21 protein-coding genes and 3 pseudogenes are annotated in these 24,466 nt (G+C 42.3%); 7 read left to right on the forward strand and 17 right to left on the reverse strand.

What is annotated here, in order from left to right; translation table 11 throughout:
• Positions 1 to 66: 66 nt before the first annotated feature.
• The 3 genes and pseudogenes from EEJ45_RS12000 to EEJ45_RS12010 all read left to right on the forward strand — a co-directional run.
• Complete coding sequence (locus EEJ45_RS12000; protein WP_124565062.1) at positions 67 to 726, forward strand: ATP-binding cassette domain-containing protein; 660 nt, start codon at positions 67 to 69, stop codon at positions 724 to 726.
• Positions 726 to 1,322, forward strand: coding sequence for a hypothetical protein (locus EEJ45_RS12005; RefSeq protein ID WP_124565063.1), 597 nt, complete (start codon positions 726 to 728; stop codon positions 1,320 to 1,322). The genes EEJ45_RS12000 and EEJ45_RS12005 overlap by 1 nt, the downstream gene beginning before the upstream one ends.
• 253 nt (positions 1,323 to 1,575) lie before the next feature.
• Positions 1,576 to 1,779, forward strand: a pseudogene (locus tag EEJ45_RS12010) (IS66 family transposase); the annotation flags it as partial.
• A 105-nt stretch (positions 1,780 to 1,884) separates the two neighbouring features.
• On the opposite strand, the pseudogene EEJ45_RS12015 reads toward EEJ45_RS12010, so the two are convergent.
• From EEJ45_RS12015 to EEJ45_RS12040, 6 genes and pseudogenes are all read right to left on the reverse strand, one after another.
• Positions 1,885 to 2,858 (reverse strand): annotated as a pseudogene (locus EEJ45_RS12015) (IS1634 family transposase).
• Between the two features lie 146 nt (positions 2,859 to 3,004).
• Complete coding sequence (gene rlmD, locus EEJ45_RS12020; protein WP_124565064.1) at positions 3,005 to 4,396, reverse strand: 23S rRNA (uracil(1939)-C(5))-methyltransferase RlmD; 1,392 nt, start codon at positions 4,394 to 4,396, stop codon at positions 3,005 to 3,007.
• A gap of 12 nt (positions 4,397 to 4,408) precedes the next feature.
• Positions 4,409 to 5,269 (reverse strand): DNA-3-methyladenine glycosylase family protein, encoded by an 861-nt coding sequence (locus tag EEJ45_RS12025; RefSeq protein ID WP_124565082.1) that lies wholly within the window; start codon positions 5,267 to 5,269, stop codon positions 4,409 to 4,411.
• A gap of 72 nt (positions 5,270 to 5,341) precedes the next feature.
• Positions 5,342 to 6,136, reverse strand: coding sequence for a delta-lactam-biosynthetic de-N-acetylase (pdaA, locus tag EEJ45_RS12030; RefSeq protein ID WP_124565065.1), 795 nt, complete (start codon positions 6,134 to 6,136; stop codon positions 5,342 to 5,344).
• 193 nt (positions 6,137 to 6,329) lie between these two features.
• Positions 6,330 to 7,853: a fumarate hydratase gene (locus EEJ45_RS12035; protein ID WP_124565066.1), complete on the reverse strand. Its 1,524-nt coding sequence runs from the start codon at positions 7,851 to 7,853 to the stop codon at positions 6,330 to 6,332.
• A gap of 114 nt (positions 7,854 to 7,967) precedes the next feature.
• Positions 7,968 to 8,150, reverse strand: a complete 183-nt coding sequence (locus EEJ45_RS12040; RefSeq protein WP_124565067.1) for an SE1561 family protein — start codon at positions 8,148 to 8,150, stop codon at positions 7,968 to 7,970.
• A gap of 135 nt (positions 8,151 to 8,285) precedes the next feature.
• Between EEJ45_RS12040 and yfkAB the strand changes: the two genes are divergently transcribed.
• The gene (yfkAB, locus tag EEJ45_RS12045) at positions 8,286 to 9,401 is read left to right on the forward strand and encodes a radical SAM/CxCxxxxC motif protein YfkAB (RefSeq protein ID WP_124565068.1); all 1,116 of its coding nucleotides are present in this window, start codon (positions 8,286 to 8,288) and stop codon (positions 9,399 to 9,401) included.
• 66 nt (positions 9,402 to 9,467) lie between these two features.
• Here yfkAB and EEJ45_RS12050 read toward each other — a convergent pair whose 3' ends face one another.
• The 3 genes from EEJ45_RS12050 to cax form a co-directional block, all read right to left on the reverse strand.
• A complete protein-coding gene (locus tag EEJ45_RS12050; RefSeq protein WP_124565069.1) occupies positions 9,468 to 10,253 on the reverse strand; it encodes a YfkD famly protein in 786 nt (261 codons plus the stop codon).
• A gap of 63 nt (positions 10,254 to 10,316) precedes the next feature.
• On the reverse strand, positions 10,317 to 10,925 hold the full coding sequence (locus tag EEJ45_RS12055) for a YczE/YyaS/YitT family protein (RefSeq protein ID WP_124565070.1): 609 nt from the start codon (positions 10,923 to 10,925) through the stop codon (positions 10,317 to 10,319).
• A 79-nt stretch (positions 10,926 to 11,004) separates the two neighbouring features.
• Complete coding sequence (gene cax / locus EEJ45_RS12060) at positions 11,005 to 12,057, reverse strand: calcium/proton exchanger (protein ID WP_124565071.1); 1,053 nt, start codon at positions 12,055 to 12,057, stop codon at positions 11,005 to 11,007.
• 144 nt (positions 12,058 to 12,201) lie between these two features.
• Here cax and EEJ45_RS12065 point away from each other — a divergent pair, with 144 nt between their 5' ends.
• Both EEJ45_RS12065 and EEJ45_RS12070 read left to right on the forward strand, forming a co-directional pair.
• The gene (locus EEJ45_RS12065) at positions 12,202 to 12,618 is read left to right on the forward strand and encodes a pyridoxamine 5'-phosphate oxidase family protein (protein ID WP_124565072.1); all 417 of its coding nucleotides are present in this window, start codon (positions 12,202 to 12,204) and stop codon (positions 12,616 to 12,618) included.
• Positions 12,619 to 12,749: 131 nt separating this feature from the next.
• Positions 12,750 to 12,896: a BH0509 family protein gene (locus EEJ45_RS12070; protein WP_124565073.1), complete on the forward strand. Its 147-nt coding sequence runs from the start codon at positions 12,750 to 12,752 to the stop codon at positions 12,894 to 12,896.
• A gap of 21 nt (positions 12,897 to 12,917) precedes the next feature.
• On the opposite strand, the gene EEJ45_RS12075 is transcribed toward EEJ45_RS12070, so the two are convergent.
• The 7 genes from EEJ45_RS12075 to EEJ45_RS12105 all read right to left on the reverse strand — a co-directional run bounded on the left by EEJ45_RS12075 (position 12,918) and on the right by EEJ45_RS12105 (position 22,167).
• Positions 12,918 to 14,477, reverse strand: a complete 1,560-nt coding sequence (locus EEJ45_RS12075; protein ID WP_124565074.1) for a response regulator transcription factor — start codon at positions 14,475 to 14,477, stop codon at positions 12,918 to 12,920.
• A gap of 1 nt (position 14,478) precedes the next feature.
• Complete coding sequence (locus EEJ45_RS12080; RefSeq protein ID WP_164464270.1) at positions 14,479 to 16,284, reverse strand: cache domain-containing sensor histidine kinase; 1,806 nt, start codon at positions 16,282 to 16,284, stop codon at positions 14,479 to 14,481.
• A gap of 278 nt (positions 16,285 to 16,562) precedes the next feature.
• On the reverse strand, positions 16,563 to 17,834 hold the full coding sequence (locus tag EEJ45_RS12085; protein ID WP_124565076.1) for an ABC transporter substrate-binding protein: 1,272 nt from the start codon (positions 17,832 to 17,834) through the stop codon (positions 16,563 to 16,565).
• Between the two features lie 182 nt (positions 17,835 to 18,016).
• Positions 18,017 to 18,841 (reverse strand): carbohydrate ABC transporter permease, encoded by an 825-nt coding sequence (locus tag EEJ45_RS12090; protein ID WP_124565077.1) that lies wholly within the window; start codon positions 18,839 to 18,841, stop codon positions 18,017 to 18,019.
• Positions 18,841 to 19,779 carry a carbohydrate ABC transporter permease gene (locus EEJ45_RS12095; protein ID WP_124565078.1) on the reverse strand — a complete coding sequence of 313 codons (939 nt, stop codon included), beginning with the start codon at positions 19,777 to 19,779 and terminating at the stop codon, positions 18,841 to 18,843. The genes EEJ45_RS12090 and EEJ45_RS12095 overlap by 1 nt, the downstream gene beginning before the upstream one ends.
• A 649-nt stretch (positions 19,780 to 20,428) precedes the next feature.
• A complete protein-coding gene (locus tag EEJ45_RS12100; RefSeq protein ID WP_124565083.1) occupies positions 20,429 to 21,037 on the reverse strand; it encodes a DedA family protein in 609 nt (202 codons plus the stop codon).
• Positions 21,038 to 21,222: 185 nt separating this feature from the next.
• Entirely contained in the window at positions 21,223 to 22,167 is a 945-nt protein-coding gene (locus EEJ45_RS12105; RefSeq protein WP_124565079.1) for a DMT family transporter, read from the reverse strand.
• A gap of 323 nt (positions 22,168 to 22,490) precedes the next feature.
• Here EEJ45_RS12105 and EEJ45_RS12110 point away from each other — a divergent pair.
• A pseudogene (locus EEJ45_RS12110) lies at positions 22,491 to 24,335 on the forward strand (heavy metal translocating P-type ATPase); the annotation flags it as partial.
• 45 nt (positions 24,336 to 24,380) lie between these two features.
• Here EEJ45_RS12110 and EEJ45_RS12115 read toward each other — a convergent pair.
• The coding region (locus EEJ45_RS12115; RefSeq protein WP_164464214.1) for an IS3 family transposase at positions 24,381 to 24,466 on the reverse strand (86 nt) is incomplete at its 5' end.

The raw sequence follows: 24,466 nt of genomic DNA on the forward strand, positions 1-24,466 counted from the left end.
ATTTATTGTTTTAGTCCTCTGCCTCTTTCTTTATAAGTATGTAAATAAACTATATCTACTGAGAAGGTGAATTATTTGAACTATGCTATAACTTTGTCGGGTGTGTCAAAGAAAGTGAAAAAACAGTTAATTTTAGACAACATCACGCTAAATTTAGAGAAAAACAAATCATACGGTTTTGTTGGTTATAATGGCTCTGGCAAAAGTATGTTATTCAAGGTGATATGCGGATTCACCTCCTACTCTTCAGGAAGTGTTACCGTAAATGGTAAAGTGATAGGAAAAGATGTTGACTTTATAGAAGATGCAGGAGTAATAATTGAAACTCCAGAATTTTTACCTAAGTTAACAGGTTATGAAAACCTACTCTTATTGTCTGAGATAAGGAGACAAATTTCCAAGGAACAAATTCTTCATTCTCTGAAAATAGTTGGATTAGAGCAACAAGCAAACAAACTTGTAGGTAAATATTCTCTTGGAATGAAGCAGAGACTTAGAATTGCTCAAGCAATTATGGAGAATCAATCCATCCTTATATTAGATGAACCTTTCAATGGATTGGATAAAAAAGGACTTGCGGAGATGCAGAATCTATTGTTAGAGTTAAAGAAAAATAAAACAATCCTCTTAACTAGTCATAGTGAAGGTGACATAAGTTTGCTTTGTGATACAGTGTTTGAAATCGAGTCTGGGAAAATTATTGGTGAGGAAAGGATAACTAATTAATGAGAAAATTAATGTTATTATCAGTAGTAATAGCTGTAATTCTTACAGCTTGTGCCAAAAGAGATATAACAGGATTAAAAAATACTCCCGAAGATAAAGCTGCAGCAAAAGCAGAAGAAACTGCTATGTCTACAAGGAACACTTTTTCAGTTTCATCTAAGGAATTAGCTAGAAGCTTAGAGGAGAAAAAAAGTGTAAATAAGATTTATGAAGATGATGGTGTATATAGAGCTTCCTCAGAGAAAAACTTGGTTCGAATCCTTTTCCCCTCAACTTCAAAGCAAGTTTCAAGTGTAGAAGTTATAGTTTCCACACGTGATTTTAATAAAAGTGATAAGGATAAAAGTATAACACTAAATATTTTGAATGACTTGATGAGTTCGTTAGGTATTAATTATAACGAGGAAGACTTATTGAACGTACTCACAGAGAAATATAATAATTCACCTAGTATTAAAAACACGGATTATAAATACTTTAAATATGATGATGAAGTGTGGTTGACTGCAGTAGGAATCTATGAAGGAGTTCAAAGTGGTAAGGTACCAACAGGAGTCAATATCAACATTAGTAAGAATAAACCAGAGAATGATTGAATGTTGAGGGTGTCCCAAAAGGTAGCGCATAGCGTTATCTTCTGGGACACCCCGTTTTTTAGACGTAAGCGTCAAACTGTACCACATAGTTATAGAGCCGGAATCATGCGATAATCTCCTCAGTATAAAAATGAGGAGGTTTTTTCATGTCGATCGCAAAACGGAAAGAGCTATGGAGCCAAAGGATTCAAGACTTTCGGAACAGCGGCCAGACACAGGCAGCTTGGCATCGCCATAGGCTCTGGCTTATATCTTGCATCAGAAGTATGTAGAAGGGCTGCCACTCTACCGGCAGGAGCAGGAACTTGCCCGTCTTGGCATTCCGTTATCCCGTCAGACACTGGCAAACTGGGTCATCCATAGTGCCCAAACTTGGTTGAGCACCCTATATAACCGGATGCATGTTCACTTGAAGAAGGAAAGTGTGCTGCATCTTACATTTCGAACCCTAGCTGAGTGAAAATGCCATCTTTTTTGCCTTTTTTCAAACAGGCAGGCGGTTTTAACACCTGTAGCCGTGACGCGATTCCTTTTTTCGCCACGGCTGTTTCTCATGGTTCATCTATACGTAAATGCTCTCCGTAAATCCAAGGGACTCTAACACACGGCGCTGTTCATACGTGAGCGGCTGGGCAAATTGACGATGCCTGGACCCATCCGGCAGGGTAAACTCGACCACCTGCACGTACCGAAATAATTGAAAGATCGCTTGCCCGGTCGGCCGCTGGGCGGTAATGTGCTGGCGCAGCCGGCGCTGAAATACTCGGTATACGGCGAGGGCCAAAAGAAACAGATAGCCCATTACCCGGATCCTTTCCGCCTTTTTCAAATAGATTTCATCCGTATAAAAGGGATCTTTCAGGAAAGAGAAATTCATTTCCGCGTTGATTTGCCCTTTGTACTGCTCCAGGATCGTCCGGCTGTCCATGATTTCGCCATGAAGTTCGACCGGAACCGTGGTCACCAGTACGAAGCGTGAGGCTTTTCGTTTTGCACGCTGGAACGCTTCCTCATCGGGAGTGATGGTGAGCTGCACGCCCGCCTTTGGCCGCCCTCGTTTCCGATTAAGCCGAATTGAATTTGTTTGGCATCGCGTCGGTCGCGGCTGTATCCTTCCGTGATGTTCAGCACCTTACTTGGGGAATCGTAAGCACCATACAGCGACTTACTGGTTGTATCGCCATGAAACACACGCATGGGGATGTTTTCATGTTTATAGGTATTCAGAAGAAACGTGGACACGATTTCATGAATGCCTGCATCGTGAAGCCTATCCAAATGGCGGGCAATGGCATCATCATTGAAATGAGAAGCCTGAACGCCTTCGCGCAACAACTTCGGTAGATCGATACGGCCGGCCCATTCTTCAAGATGAACAAGAGCCTGCCTGCCGCTGAGAATATCGAGTAGGAGAAGCTGGACGATATCGACCGGGACGAGCTAATCGATGAGTTCGCCGATTTTTAGTTCTTTCATGATCGCGCTTATCATATTCAAGTAAGAAGCTTGATAGATGGCATTCATTTGAATATTCATGGTGTTCGCTCCTTTGAAGGTGGTTTCTCCAAAGAATTCGACACCGTTTAAAAAATCCCTATTTTTTTGTTTTTAAGGTTGCGAAATGTGAGTTACACGTTTGTAAATCCATTTCAAGACATGTAAAAAGGCAACGAACCAGTTGGTCAGTTGCCTTTCTTTAAAATGAGTTGCGAGATACACTCCACATGCGCCGTATGCGGAAACATATCCACCGGCTGCACGTAACTCACTTCATACTTCCTCGACAGCTTCTCTATATCCCGAGCGAGCGTCGACGGATTACACGACACATACACCAGCCGCTTCGGCTGCACCTGCAATACCGTCTCCAGTAGCTTGTCATCACAGCCCGTTCTTGGCGGGTCGACCACCACTACATCTGGACGCCAGCCTTCCTTGACCCATTTGGGGAGCCAGTGTTCGGCTTTGCCGGTTACGTATTTGGTGTTGGTGAAGCCGTGGTGTTTGGCGTTTTTTTGTGCATCTTCAATGGATTCCTTGATGACGTCCATGCCGCGGATTTCAGCGGCTCCGTCTGCAAGCCAGAGGCCGATGGTGCCTACGCCGCAGTAGGCGTCGACGATTTTTTCTTTGCCGGTGAGGCCAGCCGCTTTTTTGGCTTCGTCGTACAGCTTGACGGTTTGGACCGGGTTGAGCTGGAAGAAGGCGCGGGCGGATAGCTCGAAGCTGAGATCGCCGAGTGTTTCTTGGATGACTTCCTTGCCAGCGAGGCGGAAGGTTTCGTCACCGAAGATGAGCGAGGTTTTTTCGCCGTTTACGTTCTGCATGATGGATTTGACCTGCGGCAGGGCGGTTTGGACCTGCTTGATGAACTGCTCTTTGCGGGGCAGTTCTTTTTTGCTTGTGATTAAGACGAGCTGTATTTCTCCTGTTTGCACACCGATGCGCGTGACGATGGTGCGGATAAGTCCGGTGCGCTTCCGTTCGTTATATACCGAGATGTCTAGTCTCTCTAGGATGCGCTTCACCTTTTGTGTGACTTCATTTGTTGCCTTGTGCTGAATGAGGCAGTCTGAGATGTCGACAAGTTGATGCGAGCCTAGCGCGTACAGTCCGGCGATGATGCCGTTTTTGGCTTTGCCGACCTGAAGCTGACTTTTGTTTCGGTAGTGCCAAGGGTCTTCCATCCCGATGGTGTTACGGATGAGGCTTGTCGGCACTTTTGTGTATTTTTCAAAGGCTTGGACAACGATGTCACGCTTTTGTTCGAGTTGTCCGTCGTAGGATAGGTGCTGCAGCTGACAGCCGCCGCATTGGTCGTATACAGGACATGGCGGTGCGACGCGCTGCGGTGATGCTTTGCGAATTTTTTTCAGCTTTGCCTCAGCAAATCCTCTTTTGATGTTGGTTACTTCGGCAACGACTTCCTCCCCTGGCAGGGCGCCTTGGATGAAGACGACCTGTCGTTTGAAGTAGCCGACCCCTTCGCCGTTGATGCCAAGTCGTTTAATTGTAACGGGAAAGGTTTGTCCCATTTGAAGCTTGCTTTCGTATGGTGTTTGTTTTTGTGTCAAGGTATTACACTCCTACTCTATACTACGCCATAGGTACAGGGATGCGTAGCTCCCATATGGCTCCCATTGTTGTTTCAATTCCTCTAGCATGTGATCGTCTGGCTTTTGTGAAAGTCCAAGCAGCTGCTGGACGGCGCGCTGAAGACCGATGTCTGCTTTTGGAAACATGTTTGGTCGTCCGAGCGCGAACATTAAAAAGTTTTGGACGGTCCATGGTCCAATGCCGCGCAGTGGTAACAAGGTTTTCATGACTTCTTCGTCACTCATTGCCCCGAGATCGTCTAAGTGTAGGTGGCCGCTGACGATGTGCTGCGCGAGGTGAATCATATATTCTGCTTTTCGTTGGCTAAACTGCATGGCGCGCAGTTCTTCTACGGTTATCTTTGCGACAACTGCAGGTGTTGGGTAAAACCAAACACCGTCGATTTGCTTGCCGTAGGTGTGAACGAAGCGTTCTGTCAGGGTAAAGGCGAATTTTAGGTTAAGCTGCTGGTGGATGATGCAGCGCACTAGGCAGTCAAAGTAGTTAAATTCGAGCACAATTGGTGTGTACGCAAAGGTTTTAAAGATAGGACGCAGGTTTGTTTGTAAGAAATGGCTGTGAATGCGTTCCATGTCTTGTTGCCACCCAAAGATGGTGCTAATACGCTGGATAATATCTTCTTCCGGTCCCTCGCTTGTTATGACAAACGCAGGTGCTGCAAGGGTGCCGGTGCTTTGAACGGAGACAACTATTTCTGTTTCGTTCACGATAAGTGGCACTTTGATTTCACTTTTTTCTATATCTACTGCGTGCAGCGGATCCATTGCTAGCCGCTGCAGGACTTGTTCCCAGTTATACGGGTTTTGTAGTTCGACTGTCTTTCTCCACATAGTGTTCACCCTTTTTGACCCATTATAACATACGACATGCAAGAAAGCTGTGAGCAAGGCGCTCACAGCTTGTTAGTAGTTGATTTTTGGTCCGAATTTATCATTTGTTAGGTCATCTAGGCTTTTGAATGTATAGCCGCGCTTGCGAAGGTCGTCGATGATTTTCCCGAGCGCCTCAGCGTTGTCGCTCGATACGGAGTGAAGCAGGATGATGGCGCCGGGATGAATTTGATTCATAACGCTGTCATGTGCGTACTTCCAGCCGCGCTGTTGGTCAACCTTCCAGTCAATAAAAGCAAGTGACCAAAATACGTTGTAATAGCCCATTTCTTTTGATAAAGCAAGAGTGCGTTCGCTAAAGATGCCACGCGGTGGGCGAAGGTATTTCAGTTCTTTTTGACCGGTTAAGCTTTTTACTTCGTCCTCAAGTAGCTGCAGTTCTTTTCGAAAGCGGGTGTCGCTAACGGATGTAAGATCAGGATGGTGCCAGGAATGGTTGCCAATAATGTGGCCATCCTTGACCATGCGCTTGACGATTTTAGGCTGTTCTTTAATATATTGACCTGTGATAAAGAAGGTTGCCGGCACTTTTTTCTTTTTTAATACGTTTAAAATCTTTTCGGTATAGCCGTTTTCATATCCGTTATCGAATGTGAGGTAAATGTCTTTTTTGCTTGTATCACCTAGGTAAAAGCTATCGTATTTCTCAATCAGGCTAGTGAATTCTTTACCCGCATCTGGCGGCTGTTCTTGGTTGTTTCGCGGTGTCCCCCAATGATTGGCAGCATTCGCATAGGCGAATACCGCTGATGGGATGCACATCAGCATCATTACGAGTACAGCGAAGGCAATCCGTTTTTTGTTCATGGTTGTAAGCTCCTTTCCGCAGTGCTTCGTACTCGTATTTTCTGTTTTGTGCTTTGTTTTCATGCCGGGTATTGTTTTCCAAGTGGTTTGACCGGAATGTCTTTTAAACTGACCGGAATATTTGTAATTTGGCTGAATTATCTTCGAAACTGGCCGAAATCACACCAAAAAAAGACGAAGCATCTGCTTCGCCTTATTTGAATACCGGTTCTTTAAATTGTGATAGCTTTTCTAGTGAGGATTTGTCTACATCAGCATGCAGGCTGTTGCCGTGAGAGTCCATTGTGACAACGGCTTTGAAGCCTTCTACGCGCAGGTGCCACATCGCTTCTGGGATACCAAACTGCATGAAGTCGACGCCTTCTACGTCTTTGATGCATTCTGCGTAGTACTGTGCTGCGCCGCCGATTGCGTTTAGATACACGCCACCGTGCTCTTTTAATGCTGCAAGCGTTTTAGCACCCATGCCGCCCTTACCGATAACCGCACGCAGACCAAATTTCTTCATGATATCGCCTTGATACGGCTCCTCACGAATACTCGTTGTAGGACCTGCGGCTTTAATCGTCCACTTTTCGCCGTCCTTCATGACAACTGGACCGCAGTGATAGATAATTTGACCGTTGAGATCCACCGGACAGTCGTTGTCCATTAGGTGCTTATGAAGCGCATCGCGGCCTGTGTACATCATGCCGTTAATTGTCACAACATCACCAACGCGAAGCTCGCGGATTTGGTCTTCTGTAATTGGTGCTTGCAGGACGATTTCACGCTGCGCTGTTTCTGTTTCTTGCGGCGCTTCGTGCTGCAGCGTGTCGTCGCCTTCTTGGTACAGCCATTCTGTAATTTCGCCTGTTTCCGGGTTCATTTTAATACCTAAACGGCGGTATGCCCAGCAGTTGTACGCTACGGAGACAAAGAAGCTTGCCGGCAAGCGGTGATATACGCCAATTTTACAGCCTAGTAGCGTTGTTTCGCCACCAAAGCCCATTGTACCAATGCCAAGCTTGTTCGCGTTTTCCATCACGTATTCTTCAAGCTGACGTAATTCTGGAATGCTGTTTTCGTCGTCTAAGGAACGGAATAGCTGCTCCTTTGCGAGCTCGTAGCCTGATGTGCGGTCGCCGCCGATACCGACGCCGATTACACCAGCACTGCAGCCTTGTCCTTGCGCTTGATATACAGCGTGCATCAAGCACTTGCGAATGCCATCTAGGTCGCGTCCTGCGCGTCCTAAGCCTTCTAACTCACATGGTAAGCTATATTGAATGTTTTTATTTTCACAGCCGCCGCCCTTTAAGATAAGGCGCGCGTCAATGTAATCGTTTTCCCATTGTTCAAACTTAATGACTGGCGTCCCCGCACCAAGATTGTTGCCGCTGTTGTTGCCAAATAGCGAGTCAACAGAGTTGGGACGCAGCTTGCCGTCAGCTGTCGCTTGTTCAACTGCTTTATAGATAGCTTCTTTAATACGAAGCTGGTTGACACCCACTGGCGTTTTCACCTTAAATGTAGGCATTCCCGTGTCCTGACAAATTGGTGAAATGTTGTCGTCAGCCATTTTAATGTTGTTTGTGATTGTATCCAGAGCCATAGCGGAGCGAGTGCCGGCGCTTTCGCGTTCCTTCGCGCGCTGGATGGCGCGGCGCACGTCCTTTGGCAAGTTTGTTGAAGTTTCAACAATAAGCTGATACATGCTTTCTTGAAGCTTTTCCATTTTGTTTCCCCCCTGTGAACGCTGTTAACTTTATGAAAAGTTGCACAACTCGATTATACTCCTTTTCAGGGGAGAAGCATAAGAATTTTTCTTGCATAGAAAAAAGCGAGTTGTTTACTCGCCTTTTTTGAATTGCTCACACTTATGTTCAAGCTCGTCTAGTATACTAAGCAAGCGGTCGATATCCTCTAGTTCTACTTCCTCCGGCTCAATTGTGTCGATGACTTGGACAAACATATTTAAACGTTCCTTTAAATATACTAGTTGTGAATCTTTGTTGTTTGTAGCGTTGCCCATGGGTACTCGCTCCTTTTTCTATGGTTGGTTCTTATTATACAGGAAATTTTTTTTAAGCAAAACGGTTTATTAAGCTGGCGGTTTCTTCTATGATTAAGGATGGACGATTTCTTATTGAATAAAGGAGTTATATATATGAAGGTACTACAAAAAATTACACCTTCCTATGATCCGTGGGAAGCTTATATGGATGTGCAAGAGTACGGTAAAATGACATTGACCAATGTTGAGTTTACAACAACCACTCTTTGTAACATGAGATGCGAGCACTGTGCGGTTGGTTATACCCTGCAACCCAAGGACCCAAATGCCCTGCCTCTTGATTTAATTTTAAAGCGACTAGACGAAATTCCGCATTTGCGTTCTCTCAGCATTACCGGCGGTGAGCCGATGCTTTCCAAAAAGTCAGTAGAAAGCTATGTGGTACCGATTTTGCGTTATGCACATGAGCGCGGTGTCCGCACGCAAATCAACTCTAATTTAACTATAGAGTTGGCGCGTTATGAGCAAATTATACCGTACTTAGATGTATTACATATTTCTCATAACTGGGGAACAATTGAGGATTTTGTAGAGGGTGGCTTTGCGATGATGGAGCGCAAGCCAAGCTTCGAGCAGCGTGCAAAGCTGTTCCAACGCATGATTGACAACAGCAAAGCGCTCACGCAAGCTGGCGTACTTGTATCGGCGGAAACGATGCTCAATAAACGTACATTGCCGCATATTGCGCATATTCACCGCCAGATCGTGGAAGAGATGGGCTGCCAAAGGCATGAAGTGCATCCAATGTATCCAAGTGATTTCGCGAGTACACTTGAGATTTTAACAAAAGAAGAAATTCGCGCAGCGATTTCACATTTGCTAGACATTCGCAATGAAGATGTGTGGATGCTATTTGGCACCCTGCCGTTTTATGCATGCAGCGACGATGAAGAAGATTTGAAGGTTTTGCAAAAGCTGCGCGATAGTAAAAATGTAACAGTACGAAATGATCCGGATGGGCGGTCTCGTTTAAACGTTAATATTTTTGACGGCAACATCATTGTGACGGACTTCGGCGACACGCCGGCGCTTGGTAACATTCAAACACATACCCTACAGGAAGCTTACGAGACGTGGACAGCTTCTAAGACGGCAAAAGAACTGAGCTGTCATTGTCCGGCAGTGCAATGCCTTGGCCCGAACATTTTGGTAAAAAACAGCTATTATCCTGAGACAAATTTCTTAACAAGAAAAGCTAATATCATGTAAAAAGGTGCTCCTCGTGAGGGAGCACCTTTTTCTGGCCACTTTTGCGGTTAATTTGGCGACTTTCCCTTAGCGCGGCGTTGGCGACGTAACAAATCCAAAGGATACGTGATCTTGCACCGGAATCCAAGCGCCGATGCCTTGTGAGGTTACGTTTTTAATAAGCAGGTGACGTTGGTTGCCCTTTAGCACCAAATATACCTCGCCGAAGGTTACTTTCCCTTTTTCGTTAACAGCAGGTGCATAGGCTGTTAAATACCCAAGATTGCTTGGTGCAATATTGTAGACACGGCTGTGCTTAGTACCGTAACCAACTACCGTTTGGAAAGCAAGCGGCAAGTTCGTTTTGGACATTGCCTTTAGAAGCATCATTTTTTTGACATCTTCCGCATTTTTAATTGGCGCGGTTAAACCGCCCTGTATGATTTTTTGTGTGTCCTGATGATAGGACAATGCGTGAAACGTTTTGCCACCGCGATTATCGTGAAAGTTGCGGTTGATTTGTTGATACTCCCAATTTACCGTTGTTTCCGTGGACTCATAGTTGAGCGGCCACTGACCGAGATAAATTTTAGCACGGTATCCAACAGCAAGCGGTGCATTGGAAATCGACGTTTCGTTAAACATTCGAATAAGATCTGGATTTTCAATCGGTATTTTGGACGTATCCAATAGGTTTTTAGCCAGTTCGCTCGGCTGCAACCGCGGCAAATCCTGCGTCGGATTGGGATACGTGTTTTCCTTTGATATGTCGAGAGCGGAAGGCGGAGCTTTAATCGCCGCTTTTTCAGCAAATACATGACAAGGCGCAAGCAATAATAAAAGCGAACACACACTGGTAATGACCTGTTTCATGATATAGCCCCTTTCAATAAAGTACATCACTGTTATTGTTTTCTGGGGCCTCGCTTGTTATGCTCATTTTTTTACGCTCATGCCACACTTTTGCATAAAAGCTCCAACAGGATCATATAAGACTTGAATCAGAGGACCGATGACGATGGCAATCAAAAGCGTTCCCCAGCCAACAGGGCCGTGCAGAAAAATAGCAAGTACAAGCGCACCGACCTCTCCAATGGTTTTAGAGGCCATTAAATTCGTACCAAAGCGCTTTTGCAGAGAAAGCATTAAATTATCAATAGGATTGACTGGATAGCGTGATTGCAGGTACATGGATACGCCAAGGGCAAGTAAAAGGATCCCTGCTGTTAATGTAGCAGCTCTATCAGCATCTCCTTCCGGCTGCCATCCCTTCATTTGCAGCAGCCAAATATCGAGCATGAAGCCAATACCAAAAAAGGTTAACATCGCCGAAAACTGCGGTTTTCCCCTTACTAAAAAAGCATTTACAAACAATAGTAGAGCGCCGTTAATAATTACCCACGTACCGACTGTCAATCCCAGTGTTGCGGCTTGTCCTGCCGTTAGTGCATCCCAAGGGCCAGCACCAAGGTTTGATTTTAAAGTAAGAGCAACACCTAATGTCAGTAACACAATGCCTGCCACAAAAAAACAAAATCGTATCATACCTAGTCTCCTTCATCTGCATTTAGTACAAACATATTAAGGAGATATGAAAAAAATCCCGGCAACATGACGGAATTTTTTATAGAAGGTAAAAACCAATACCCATGATAAAATAAGCAGCCAATAAGGTTCCGCCCTCAAACCAGTTCGTGTCTCCATCATTGGAAACAGCGATTGTTAGAAATACCGCTGTAATCATAGCGATAAGTTCTGGAAGGGTGAACACAAGAGGCATTTGTGTTTCAAAGAAAAATGAAATTAATACAAGTACAGGTGCAACAAACATCGCTACCTGTAATGTGGAACCAACTGCAATTTCGACTGCGATATTTACTTTATTTTTGTACGCCATCAAAATAGCCGAAGCATGTTCAGCAGCGTTTCCGACAATTGCGACGATAATGATACCGATAAACAGTTCAGACCAACCGAATTTATCTCCAACCGCTTCAAATGTATGTACAAGTGCTTCAGATACATAGGCAACCGCAAGTGTTGCCACTGCTAAAATGGCAAGTGCTTTTCCTTTGCCCCACTCCGGTTCTTCGTGCTCTTCTACTTCATCGCTTTGATGCTGATACACCCCTCGGTGCGTCACCAGTTTAAAAAACAGTGCTGCTAAGTATAACACAATGAGTATAATGGATGTTCCTACACTAAGCGTCAATGTCTTCTCTTTATTGAGATTCATTGAAAATACTTCCGGAATTACAAACGCAACCACAACAGCAAATATAAGGAGTGATGAGTTATGACGTGCATCATACACATTAAACTCCTGGCGTTTATATTTCAGTCCTCCTACTAAAAAGGAAAGACCGCCGACGAGCAACAGGTTTCCTAATACTGAACCCGTTAGAGATGCGAGTACGACACCTGTTAATCCCGCTTTTAAAGCAAAAATAGAAATGATAAGTTCCACTGCATTGCCGAATGTTGCATTTAACAAACCGCCGATTCGCGGTCCTGATACAATAGCCAAACTCTCTGTTGCGCGCCCCATAAAGCCCGCCAACGCGATAATAGTTAGGCAGTAGACACCAAACATAATGGTTTGCGGAAAATGAAGCAGATTTCCGATTACAGAAAGCGGAACGCCAATTAATACTAACAGAAAAAAGAGTCTGTTCATCCTTACACCGTCCTTTCTTTATAAAACAAGATAATTTTACCATTATTCTTAACATGATTTAGTATTTTTTATCTTAATTTTTGTTTAAAATTACGCATTCTAGAAAAAAGTAAGAAAGGCAAATCAAAAAGGAGTGTTATGACAATGGATGTTAAAAGTAAAGTCACAAAGATTATGAGCGGTCAACCGACAGGAATTTTAGCTACGATTCGCAATCAAAAGCCGCATAGCTGTTATATGATGTTTTTTCATGAAGATGTTACGCTTTATGCAGCGACAGATCGCCAATCCAAAAAGCTTTCTGATATTGAAGCAAACAATGCTGTTCATGTCTTGCTTGGCCGAAACGGTACGAGCTGGGAAGAAGAGTTTATTGAAGTAGAAGGCACTGCTTCTGTAGAGAACAACGCGGAGCTCAAGAAACAGTTCTGGAATGAAAATTTGGGGCGCTGGCTAAACGGTCCCGATGATCCAAACTACGTATTGCTGAAGATTACACCAAAGCACATTTACTACGTAGAAAAAGCAGGCGTTGTGCAGCCTGAAGTACTTACCTTTTAAGAGCCCTATTATAGGGCTCTTAAAAATGTACAAATTTCATTCAAAAAGTTGTAGCACATTCTAAACTTTCTGTTATATAATAGTATTAACTTAAATAAACTGTACTAAAACAAAGGGAAGGGGCATGAAACATGAAAAGAGAAGAACGCCGTAACATGATTGAGTTTATTGAAAAAAAGAAGGGGCTACAACGCGATGAGTTGATGTACATGACAGACGAAGAAGTAGAATACATTTATGACGTAACGTACTTTATGTACGAAGAAATTGCTGAATAAAAATAAGCAGCCCGCAGCTGCTTATTTTTTTTGTGTATATTCCGCTCGGTATTCGTTCGGCGTAATCCCCGTCGCTTTTTTAAATACTTTTCGGAAATATTTATCATCCTGATAGCCGACCATTGCGGCTACTTCATAAATTTTAAACGATTCATTTTGTAGCAGGAGCTTTGCCTTTTCCATACGGATATTCGTTACATAATCAGATAGCGTCTCCCCATATTCCTGCTTAAAGCGGCGCGAAATATGTTCTTTACTTAAATAAAACATCTCGGCTATTTCTTGTAAACGTAACTCTTTTTGATAATTTTGTTTGATGTACTGCTCAATTTCAACCATTGTATTTTGCTGCTTGCCTTTTCGCTGTTTGATTTCCTGCAAAAAGGTCTGTACGTTGGACTGTTTTCTTTCCAAAAACGCCGCTAGTGAAAAATTGCTTTGTACATCCCAATAGCTTTCCCAAACACTTTCTTCCCTTATCTCATAGCCATACCGATTTAACCAGCGATCGCGAATGACAAGGTATTCGCGTTCCCACTGCTGAATTTGTTCTAGGGGCAAAATGCCTGTTGTACGAAATGGTTGTAACACATTCTCTACTAAATTATCATATACCTCTAAGCTACCTGTGTTCACTAGCTCTTCTACCTCAGCAGTAAAATCTAATAAACTGACTCGTTCGATAGGCGAAGATTCTTCCAAATATACGCCTTGATTTTTTCGTAGCACATTCATGTTTTGCCGTACCTGCTCTGCACTCTCAACTGTCTGTAATAGTGAAATCACGCCTTCCACACGCCTTCCAATACAAATCCAAGGCTTTATCTCAAGATATTGCTGAATCCATCCCAGCAAACGCCGCATTTTATGTTCAATATCTTCTCCCCAATATAACAGCGCAATCTCGTTTTCTTCATAATATTGAAAAGCGTGCCCCTTCGACCGACAAAACTCATTCACTACATTTGCTAATGAAAATAAGCAAAGCTCCTGCTCTCCGGCAAATACAGCGTCTATTGCCGCCTGCGATACACCGATTCGCACAAATGAAAATACAGCATTTTCAGGAATGCCAAGCTCTGTTTCATATTCTGGATTATATAATGCTGGATTTTTCAGGAGCGTCTTTAGCTTTTGATCCCGATACATCGGTTTAATTTGATTCATAAAGCTTGTTTCTTGCATTTGCAGCTTTCGTTGTTTTTCTGCTTCCTGCCACTCTACAATCGCTCGTTCGATGGTCTGATTCAATACGTCTGGATCAATTGGCTTTAAAATATAATCAAAGCTACCAAACTGAATAGCATTTCTCATATAGTTATAATCGTTGTAGCCTGTAACTACAATCGTCTTACAGTTAAGTCCATTTTCCTTAATCCACTGTAGAAGCGCTGTACCATCCATCTTTGGCATTTTCATATCAGTAAATACAAGCTGCGGACGATGTGTGAGCAGTAAAGCTTTTGCCTGTTCCCCATTCTCTGCTTCATAGATATCTGTAATATTAAAGCGTGCCCATTCGCCAAGTAAACGAATGCCTTGTCGTACATGAAGCTCGTCATCAATAATAATTGCCTTCATACTATCCCTCTCCTTCCAAGGAAATCGGAATTTCTAATGTTACTTGAAAACCGCCACCTTCTCGATTTGCAATGCACATAACAGCACGTGAACCATAGTACATTGCCAAGCGATCATATATATTTTTCATACCAATACTATCTGCACGATCTTCATGTAACTTCATACCTTGTGTTAGTTTGAGATTAATACGAGTTAGCTCGTCCTCCGTAACGCCTTTACCGTTATCTGCAATAACGATACGCTTTGTATCTAGGTTCATCCTGTTTACTTTCACTGTGATAACACCTATATGCTCTAAATCTTCAAAGCTATGCTTAAAGAAATTTTCTACGATTGGCTGCAGGCTCATCTTTGGCATTTGCGATGAAAGCAAGTCTGGTTCTGCCTCAATTTCATAGGATAAACGATCACCAAATCGCTGTTTCTGCAGCTTTAAGTAGGATTCAATATGAGAAAGCTCCGCTGACACAGGAACAACATCGTCTTCCATATTCATGCTGTAGCGCATGATAGAAGATAAAGAAGTCAATAATCTGTACACTTCTGGCGCGTTACTTTGCAAAGAAAGCGTACCGATTGACTGTAGCGCATTGTATAAAAAATGCGGATTAATTTGCGACTGCAGAACACGAAGCTGATTCGACTTATTTTCAATCTCCAATCGATACTCTCGCACAACCAAATCGTTAATCGTATCAATCATAGATGTAAAATGTCTGCCCATCAGCCCCAGCTCATCATTACCCAGATTCGGTAAATCCACCTTCCAATCGCCTTGTTCTACTTTTTTCATACTTGCAATTAATACTTTAATAGGAGCTGTTAAGCGGAAGGAAATGAAAACTGTCATGGTAACCACAACAATTAATGAGATACCGCCAATCATAATGTTAATAAGAGCAATTTCTTGCGGATAGCGATAGAGGCCGCTGTAAGGGATACGCTTTACAAGCTGCCAGCCTTCAAAATCCCCCTTCATCTCTGTATGAACAACAACCCCTTTAAATGACTTGTCTTCCCATTCAAAGCTATGACCTCTATGTGTTAGTAATTTTTTGTACCAGGCGGTTTCATTTGGATGACCAATCTCACTGCTTTCTGATGCATATACCATCGCACCTTTTGGATCCAGTAGATAAATTTCTTCTGTTTGCTTGTTGTAAAGACGCTCCATGATGGATTGCAGTCTTTGTAAATCGATATCTATGGAAACAATTCCTAAAAATCGGTCCGTCATCACATCAGAAAGCTTATGATGAAAGCTAATAACCGGCACCTTTTGTGTAGCGGAAATTTCAGATAGGTTATTATAGCTACGAATTACATGCGTCGGTTCCACCAAAAAATATCGATCGGATACCATCAATTTCCGAAAATAATCATTCTCTAAAACCGCTTGCATTTTACCGCGGCTCGAAACCTTTAAATTATACACAGCGTAGTCATCGCGATCTTGATGAATGTATAAATGCACCTGCTTAATCTCACTGCGCGCGCTGTATATATTCAATAAGCTTCTAGCAATCTCAGGTTGATTTTCATCAATAAAAGAGGTTGCGCCATTCTCTAAAATTTGTATAAATTGCCGGTTTTGATAGATTGTGAGAGGGATATTCGTAATATCAGTAAAGTACGTTTCCACATCTTTTTTGCCTTTTGAAAGTAAATCATAGGCATTGGAAATCGTACGGTCAGTAATGGATTGCTTTGTGTATATGTACGTAATGACAATGGAAGCACCTAATGGTAGAATCGTTGCCAGTAATAAAAATATAATAAGCTTATAGCGAATGCTTCTAAACATGGCCGCCTCCATTTGATAGGATAGTTATATTAAGTACGACATTCTTTTTTGTGGGAGAGAAGAACGGGCAATGTACAGCTATGGTCAGTGCTTAAAAGATACGCATGCGGAATAAGACTATGAGATGCTTCTGCGCTATTGTGTTCTTGCTGTTTATATGTCGGGACTTATATAGATTATAGCATGTATCTACATGTTGATAAGATGGTAAACACGTGCTGCCATATTAGCACTTTTCCTTACAACCAAAAAGGCCGGCTCACGCCGACCTTCTGTTGTTATTTCTTCAGCTTATCCCACGTTTTTTGTAGGTCTTCAAGCATTTGGTTTTTGTCCTTTTGCTTTCCTACATATGCTTGCATAGTTGCGCCAAATTCGTTTGTTGCTCCATCTGGATATTTAAACCAGTTCCAAGACAACGTTTTGTTTTCTTTCATGTATTTCGTAATATCATCAGCCAATGGTCCTAAGTTTTTACCTTCAATGTTTTTAAATGCAGGGATAAACTTAAATTTCTCAACCATGTACGTTTGACCTGTTTTAGAAGTAGCCATCCAATTCAAGAACTTTTTCGCTTCTTCTTTGTTTTTAGAATTTTTGTTTACAACCCAGTTGTTCGGTACGCCTACGAATAACTTATCCATCTTGTCTTTGTCGTTAGAAATCGGCATTGGTAAGAATCCAAGCTTCATGTTTGGCGTAATTTTATCGATCATAGGCTGTGCCCAGTTACCTTGTTGCATCATTGCAGTTTTACCAGAAGCAAATTGCGTTACTTGTGTATTGTAGTCTGTTGTTAACGGATTTTTGTTACCGTATTTAATTGTTAAATCAAATAGATCAAAGAATTGATTGAATTTTTCGTTACCAGCAAATTTCGCTTTACCAGCGCTCAAATCTTTAATGAATTGATCTGGATTGTCCTGCTGTGCAAACGGAACGTTCAATGCATGGATACCTAGAATCCACCACTCACCATAACCTACTGAGAATGGTGTTGTACCACTTTTCTCAAGTTTTTCCGCAGTCGCTTTCAATTCATCCAAAGTTTTTGGAGTTTCTGTGATACCCGCTTTTTCAAATAGTTCTTTATTGTAGATAAAGCCGTAGCCTTCTAGGTTCATAGGCATACCGTATAGCTTGCCATCAACTGTCATAGGTACTTTGGCTTCATCGTATACATCTTTTGCCCAAGGCTGATCAGAAAGGTCCTCTAATTTATCTTTCCAAGTAATTGCTTCGTTGAAGCCACCATTATTAAAGATATCAGGTTCGTTGCCGGAAGCAAACTGTGATTTTAAGGCTGCACCATAATCAGCACCGCCACCCACTGTTTTAATGTTCACTTTTACGCCTGTTTCTTTTTCATATTCCTTCGCCATTTTTTCCAGCTCATCAGCGATCTCCACTTTAAACTGGAATACATTTAATGTTGTTTTTGCATCCGCCTTTTTGTCAGCGCTTTCATTAGATGTTTTAGAAGAACACGCTGAAAACGCGAGCATTGCAGATGTAGCCATTGCTAATACGGCTGTCTTTTTAAATTTCATCTTTGTTTCCCCCTCTATATTTTTAAAGCGCTTTCTTCCCTACAAATCTAGTGTACTCGCTTCTTTTTAAAAGAAGCAGAGCCTATATTGACGTGTAAGGTGGAAAATATTGATTAGTTTTCATGTATAAGAAGTACGCAGGGAGGAGGAGGGTACGCCTTCTCCCCGCAGTACAACCTGCCTTATTTGATAGATCCGCTTGTAACACCTTTGATAATATGCTTTTGCATCGCAAAGAAGAAGATTAATAGCGGGATAATGCCTAGCATCAAACCTGCAAGCGCCATATCCCATTGCTTCGTATATTGACCGAAGAAGAAGAAGGTCGCCAGCGGAATCGTCCGCAATGCTTCGTCCTGCAACACAAGAGATGGAAGCAAGAAATCATTCCAAATCCACAAGCTGTTCAAAATCATAATGGTTACTGTAATTGGCTTTAATAGCGGGAATACGATACGCCAAAACACCATGAATGGTGAGCAGCCGTCAATAATTGCCGCCTCTTCAAGCTCCACTGGAATGGACTTCATAAAGCCATGGTATAAAAAGATGGATAATCCTGACCCAAACCCTAAATACATAATGACCAAGCCCCAAATGCTATTAAGCAAACCGATGGAGGATGTTACCTTCACCAGCGGAATCATAATGGATTGAAACGGGATAACCATCGCTGCAACGAAGATAAAGAAAATCGCTGAGCTCAGCCTACTTTTTGTACGTACAAGTTTGTATGCTGCCATTGAGCAAAACAATACAATGACAAGATTACTTCCTACTGTAACAAGCAAGGAGTTAAAAAATACCTTGCCGTAATTCATGTTTTCCCAAGCCATCACATAGTTATTCCAGTTGAATACTTTCGGCCATGCAGATGTGTTTGTTAAGATATCTGCATATGTTTTTAGTGAGTTCGAAATCACATAGTAAAACGGAACTAGGAATACAATGGCGAGTGAAATCGCCAGAATTTCTAGTAAGAAGGTCGGTAAGCCGTATTTACGCATTACGCTTCTACCTCCCTTTTCTTAGTAATATAAACTTGCAATGTAGTAACGGCAGCTACGACGATGAAGAAGATCAATGCCTTCGCTTCACCTAAACCGTAACGATTATTTACGAATGCTTCTGTATAAATGTTAAGTGCCAGCATTTCCGTTGCTTTAAACGGACCGCCATTTGTTAAGGAAAGGTTTGTATCAAATACTTTAAACGACCATGAAATCGTTAAGAATAAACATACTGTTACAGCAGGTGCAATCAGCGGAATTGTGATATTCTTTAAGATTTGCAAACGATTCGCACCGTCAATTTTTGCCGCTTCGATCAGATCTTGCGGTACGTTTTGCAGCGCTGCGATATAAATGACCATAATATAACCGGCACCTTGCCATACGCTCACGATCACAATGCCCCAAAAGGCTGTATTTGCATCACCAAGCCAAGGTAATGTAAAGAATTTAATATTTGTTAAAGTACCAATAGAAGCAAAGCCTTTTACGAAAATGAATTGCCAGATGAAACCGAGCAACAAACCACCGATTAAGTTTGGCATAAAGAAAATCGTTCGAAGTATATTGCTTGTTTTTAGCATTTGTGTCACTAGCATCGCCAGTGCAAACCCGACAACGTTTGTAAGAATTACCGCAACAACTGTGTACTTGACTGTAAGTATGAACGATGTTTTAAATTGCTTATCTTCTGTAAGCAAATACTTAAAATTATCTAAGCCCACCCATTTTACATTTCCGGTAACCCCGTTCCAGTCAGTAAACGCATAATACATACCATAAAAAAATGGAATAAGGACAATAACGCAGAACGTTAAGAATGCAGGTCCGACGAACAACCAAAAGGATACCGCTTTCTTGAGATTCTTCTTTTTATTTACATGTGCTGGCGTATGTACCGCCACCGAATTGAGCTCACTTTGAGGAGTGCTCATTTTCCCCACCTCCTGCTACTATCATATAAATGTTTACGCTTTCAGAAAACGCATTCAATTGACCAGTAGGGTGGAAAATATTGATATCAAATTTCGTACTTTATAACTTGACGTAAGAAAGTTACTTCTTCTATCGGCCGAATTCCTTACTCTATCGGCCAAACTTCTCACTCTATCGGCCGAATTCCTCTTCTATCGGCCAAACTTCTTACTCTATCGGCCGAATTCCTCTTCTATCGGCCGAATTCCTTACTCTATCGGCCGAACTCCTCTTCTATCGGCCGAACTCCTCTTCTATCGGCCGAACTCCTCTTCTATCGGCCAAATTCCTCTTCTATCGGCCGAACTCCTCTTCTATCGGCCAAACTTCTCACTCTATCGGCCGAACTCCTCTTCTATCGGCCAAACTTCTTACTCTATCGGCCGAATTCCTCTTCTATCGGCCGAATTCCTTACTCTATCGGCCGAACTCCTCTTCTATCGGCCGAACTCCTCTTCTATCGGCCAAATTCCTCTTCTATCGGCCGAACTCCTCTTCTATCGGCCAAACTTCTCACTCTATCGGCTGAACTCCTCTTCTATCGGCTGAACTCTTCCTAGGATGAAGACCTTTTAAAGGTAAAAAATAAAAAGTCCGCCTAAGCGGACTTTAAATTTGGTTTTGTTTTGTTTTTCTAATAAATTGAATGTATATCCACCATGTTATTCCTAAGAAAAGTACTGTTAGGGTAAGCATGGCACCATAATGATGAATGCAATAGCTCACGAAGTGCCAGTTTTCGCCGAGGCGAAGACCGATAGTGACAAATAATGATACCCAGATGAAAGCGCCGAAATACGCATAGAAGCTGAATTTGCGGAAGCTTAAAGTGGATATGCCTGCGAAATAGGCGGTTAAGTGCCGGACACCAGGTAAAAAGTAGCCGATCATAAGTAAGAATGGACCATATTTTTCAAATAATGTATGCGTTCGATTGATTTTCTCTTCTGTAATGCCGACTTTACGTCCATACTTTTGTAAAATAGGTAAACCTAGCTTTAAGCCGAGCACATAGCTGATTGTAATGCCAAGCATTGCTCCAGTAAAGCCGCAAAGCAACGCAACCGTGTAAGACATATATCCTTGGGCAACGCGATAACCAACAAAAGTTAATAGCAATTCATCCGGTACAGGTATGCCTACAATACCGGCAGCTAATGCTACAATTAAACCAACATAACCGTACTGCAACACAAGGTCGTTCAAAAACTGTTCCATCGCTCCGGCGTCACACATCCTATCCGCTTGGATTACATTGCAAGAAAATCTAAACTCCGTACTCAAACACTCTACTTTCATTTTTACTGAAAAAATCAGAAAGAAGCAAGTCTTTTCCGTATATTTTATCTTTCTTTATCAAATGTATGTGGAGTCGTCCTATTTGTTACTTGCTTTTCCATGTTTTATGAAACTTTCTTGGCCACTCCGCTTTTTTCTTTAGGTGCTCTGTTAACAATGACGATACCAGCTGCCACACAAGCCAAACCGAATAAAACAAGAGAATGAATCTCTTCTCCTAATATCAACCCTGATAGTAATACGCCAAATACAGGAATTAAGAACATGTACATAGATACTTTCCCCACTTTGTTGTATTTCATGACCGTATTCCAAACCAAAAAGCCTGCGGCGGACAAAAATGACAAATAAAGAAGCATAGCAATTGTTTGGCCATCAAAAGAAAACGGCATAATACCAGTTTGGACAATTCCGATTATAAGCAAACCAAACGATCCAAAAATCATTTGATACGCTGTTAAATAACCAACATCAATTGTACGACTTCCTTCTTTGGCCATAATGTTTCCATAAGAATAAATCAGCGCTGCCATCAACAGTAATAACTCGCCCACACCAAAATCCAGCTCCAGCTGCCCTCGAGTAATGTTGACCGCAATCACACCGATAAAGCCGATCGATAAGCCAATTGCTTTTCTGACACTGAAGGAATCGTCCTTATAATAGAAGTGTGCAATGACAATTTGAAAAAAGGAGGACGATCCGGAAATGATAGCTCCTTGTATACCTGTACTGTAGCTTAATCCAATGTAAAAGCAAACATATTGTAGAAATGTTTGAAATAAGCCAATTTTAATAACAGTACCTGCGGATGACTTTTGAAAGGTCATGCGTTTGCCAAGTAATGAAAAGAATAAAACAATCATTAATCCAGCGAGTAAAAATCGGTATCCAGCAAACAGCATTTGCTCTCCAATTTCATGCGCCTCTATTTCAAGTGCAGCATAGCTTAATTTAATGAAAGGAAACGCGCTGCCCCAAAGAAAGGTTGCAAACACCGCAGATGCCAATATACCTAATGGATGTGTAAAAAATCGTTTTACGTTCATATATTCTACTCCTTCCGTTCCATTGAACATTAATCCGTTATAACACTTCTTTGTTGTAAACTCAACAAAATTGATTTTGCATACAGGCAATTTTATTTCCTCCGGTGTAGACATATGGTATACTAGTGCATATAATAACTTGAAAATAAACCCTATTCACCTGTCTGCTGCTGTCCTATTGGACGGCAGCTTTCGTCATTTTATAAGGGTAACGAGTTTGATTATTTTTCTCAATAAAGGGGGAACCGATTATGAGCTCACAAGCAAATTCTATCGCTAAGCAGCACGAACCATCCAATTCTGCGACTATGTTTGATATGTTCCGTCAGCATTACGAACTCATCTTTGCAGCTTTATCAGGTATTTTTATTTTGTGCGGCTGGCTGCTAGAAGACGGTCCAGTTTCTATTACTTGTTACGTGCTTGCATTTCTGATTGGCGGCTATGCAAAGGCGAAAGAAGGGATTCTTGATACGATTGAAGAGCGGGAATTAAACGTAGAAATGCTGATGATTTTTGCAGCAATCGGCTCTGCTATCATCGGTTACTGGGCAGAAGGGGCTATTCTGATTTTCATTTTTGCTTTAAGCGGTGCATTAGAATCATACACGATGAACAAAAGTCAAAAAGAAATATCAGCACTGCTTGCCTTGCAACCGGAAGAAGCATTGCTTATCTCAAACGGGTATGAAAAACGTGTTTCCATTGAACAGCTACAAGTAGATGACATTATTTTAGTCAAACCAGGAGAACGTATCCCAGCAGATGGTATCATTTCGAAAGGTGAAACAAATGTAGATGAGTCCGCTATTACCGGCGAACCTATCCCAAATGAGAAAAGTATTGGGCATGAAGTATTCGCAGGGACTGTTAACATGCGCGGTGCCATTGAAGTAAGAATTACAAAGCCCACTGACCAAACACTATTTCAAAAGATTATTCGTCTCGTTCAAAATGCGCAGAGCGAAAAATCACCTTCGCAATTATTTATTGAAAGGTTTGAAGGAACATACGTAAAATCCGTTTTAATTGTTGTAGGACTCATGCTGTTCGTTCCCCATTTTGCCCTTGACTGGAGCTGGACGGAAACCTTTTATCGGGCTATGATTTTACTTGTTGTCGCTTCGCCTTGTGCACTGGTTGCTTCTATCACACCGGCAACTTTATCAGCAATATCAAACGGAGCCAGACACGGTATTTTATTTAAAGGCGGCGTTCACCTTGAGCGTCTATCTTCTTTACGCGCGGTGGCATTTGATAAAACGGGGACATTAACACAAGGTAAGCCTGAAGTAACAGATGTGAAGGTACGTGAAGGGGCTAAAGTGGAAGATGTACTTCACATTGTTGCTTCTATTGAAAATCAATCCACACATCCATTAGCGGAAGCAATTGTGAAATACAGTAAGCAAACCTACGGATTCACTTTGACAAAGCCAGAGAAGCTTGAAAATATAACGGGTTTTGGTGTTATTGGTATAGTAAATGGCATTGAATATAAAATTGGAAAAGCTGACTTCGTAGAAAACGATACGAACGATTTTGCTGCTCTTGCTTCTGATTTAGCGAAGGAAGGAAAAACAATTGTATATGTAGGAGATAATCAAGGTGTCTTGGGTCTGATTGCACTAAAAGATATTTTGCGCACAGAGTCTGTTGCAGCTATTCGCGCACTGAACCATCTTGGTATTAAAACGGTTCTAATTACCGGTGATAACGAGCAAACAGCACAAGCAGTTGCTACAGAGAGCGGCATCTCAGAATATTATGCTTCCTGCCTACCAGAGATGAAAGTTGACGTGATGAAGGAACTCAAGAAAAAATACGATGTAGTTGGTATGGTGGGAGATGGTATTAATGATGCGCCTGCCTTGGCGACCGCCAGCGTCGGTATTGCGATGGGGGAAGGAACAGATGTTGCCTTAGAAACGGCAGACGTGGTTTTAATGAAAAATGATCTTTCTCGTTTAGCACAGGCGATAGGGCTTTCTAAACGAATGAATGTGATTGTAAAGCAAAACATTGTCTTTTCCTTATTGGTTATCGCACTGCTCATTTGCTCTAACTTTTTGCAATTTTTAGCACTACCATTTGGCGTTATTGGGCACGAAGGAAGTACGATATTGGTCATTTTAAACGGATTGCGTTTGTTAAAAGCCAACGAATAAAAGCACGGGGAGTGAACTGGCCCCCAAAAGTTAGACACGGGTGTGTCAGGCAGCCTCTTGGGCATGAGCCCGGTATTGAACCGGGCTCATGCCCTTTAATTTTGCCTTGATCCGTTTATGGTTGTAGTAGT

It is taken from the genome of Ectobacillus antri, assembly GCF_003852715.1.
GTDB lineage: Bacteria > Bacillota > Bacilli > Bacillales > Bacillaceae_G > Ectobacillus > Ectobacillus antri.

Bases quoted from the DNA above. Each gene is read 5' to 3' on its own strand.
- EEJ45_RS12005 (WP_124565063.1), top strand. From the start codon at position 726: ATGAGAAAATTAATGTTATTATCAGTAGTAATAGCTGTAATTCTTACA.
- EEJ45_RS12025 (WP_124565082.1), bottom strand. From the start codon at position 5,269: ATGTGGAGAAAGACAGTCGAACTACAAAACCCGTATAACTGGGAACAA.
- pdaA (WP_124565065.1), bottom strand. From the start codon at position 6,136: ATGAACAAAAAACGGATTGCCTTCGCTGTACTCGTAATGATGCTGATG.
- EEJ45_RS12035 (WP_124565066.1), bottom strand. From the start codon at position 7,853: ATGGAAAAGCTTCAAGAAAGCATGTATCAGCTTATTGTTGAAACTTCA.
- EEJ45_RS12040 (WP_124565067.1), bottom strand. From the start codon at position 8,150: ATGGGCAACGCTACAAACAACAAAGATTCACAACTAGTATATTTAAAG.
- yfkAB (WP_124565068.1), top strand. From the start codon at position 8,286: ATGAAGGTACTACAAAAAATTACACCTTCCTATGATCCGTGGGAAGCT.
- EEJ45_RS12050 (WP_124565069.1), bottom strand. From the start codon at position 10,253: ATGAAACAGGTCATTACCAGTGTGTGTTCGCTTTTATTATTGCTTGCG.
- EEJ45_RS12055 (WP_124565070.1), bottom strand. From the start codon at position 10,925: ATGATACGATTTTGTTTTTTTGTGGCAGGCATTGTGTTACTGACATTA.
- cax (WP_124565071.1), bottom strand. From the start codon at position 12,057: ATGAACAGACTCTTTTTTCTGTTAGTATTAATTGGCGTTCCGCTTTCT.
- EEJ45_RS12065 (WP_124565072.1), top strand. From the start codon at position 12,202: ATGGATGTTAAAAGTAAAGTCACAAAGATTATGAGCGGTCAACCGACA.
- EEJ45_RS12070 (WP_124565073.1), top strand. From the start codon at position 12,750: ATGAAAAGAGAAGAACGCCGTAACATGATTGAGTTTATTGAAAAAAAG.
- EEJ45_RS12075 (WP_124565074.1), bottom strand. From the start codon at position 14,477: ATGAAGGCAATTATTATTGATGACGAGCTTCATGTACGACAAGGCATT.
- EEJ45_RS12080 (WP_164464270.1), bottom strand. From the start codon at position 16,284: ATGTTTAGAAGCATTCGCTATAAGCTTATTATATTTTTATTACTGGCA.
- EEJ45_RS12085 (WP_124565076.1), bottom strand. From the start codon at position 17,834: ATGAAATTTAAAAAGACAGCCGTATTAGCAATGGCTACATCTGCAATG.
- EEJ45_RS12090 (WP_124565077.1), bottom strand. From the start codon at position 18,841: ATGCGTAAATACGGCTTACCGACCTTCTTACTAGAAATTCTGGCGATT.
- EEJ45_RS12095 (WP_124565078.1), bottom strand. From the start codon at position 19,779: ATGAGCACTCCTCAAAGTGAGCTCAATTCGGTGGCGGTACATACGCCA.
- EEJ45_RS12100 (WP_124565083.1), bottom strand. From the start codon at position 21,037: ATGGAACAGTTTTTGAACGACCTTGTGTTGCAGTACGGTTATGTTGGT.
- EEJ45_RS12105 (WP_124565079.1), bottom strand. From the start codon at position 22,167: ATGAACGTAAAACGATTTTTTACACATCCATTAGGTATATTGGCATCT.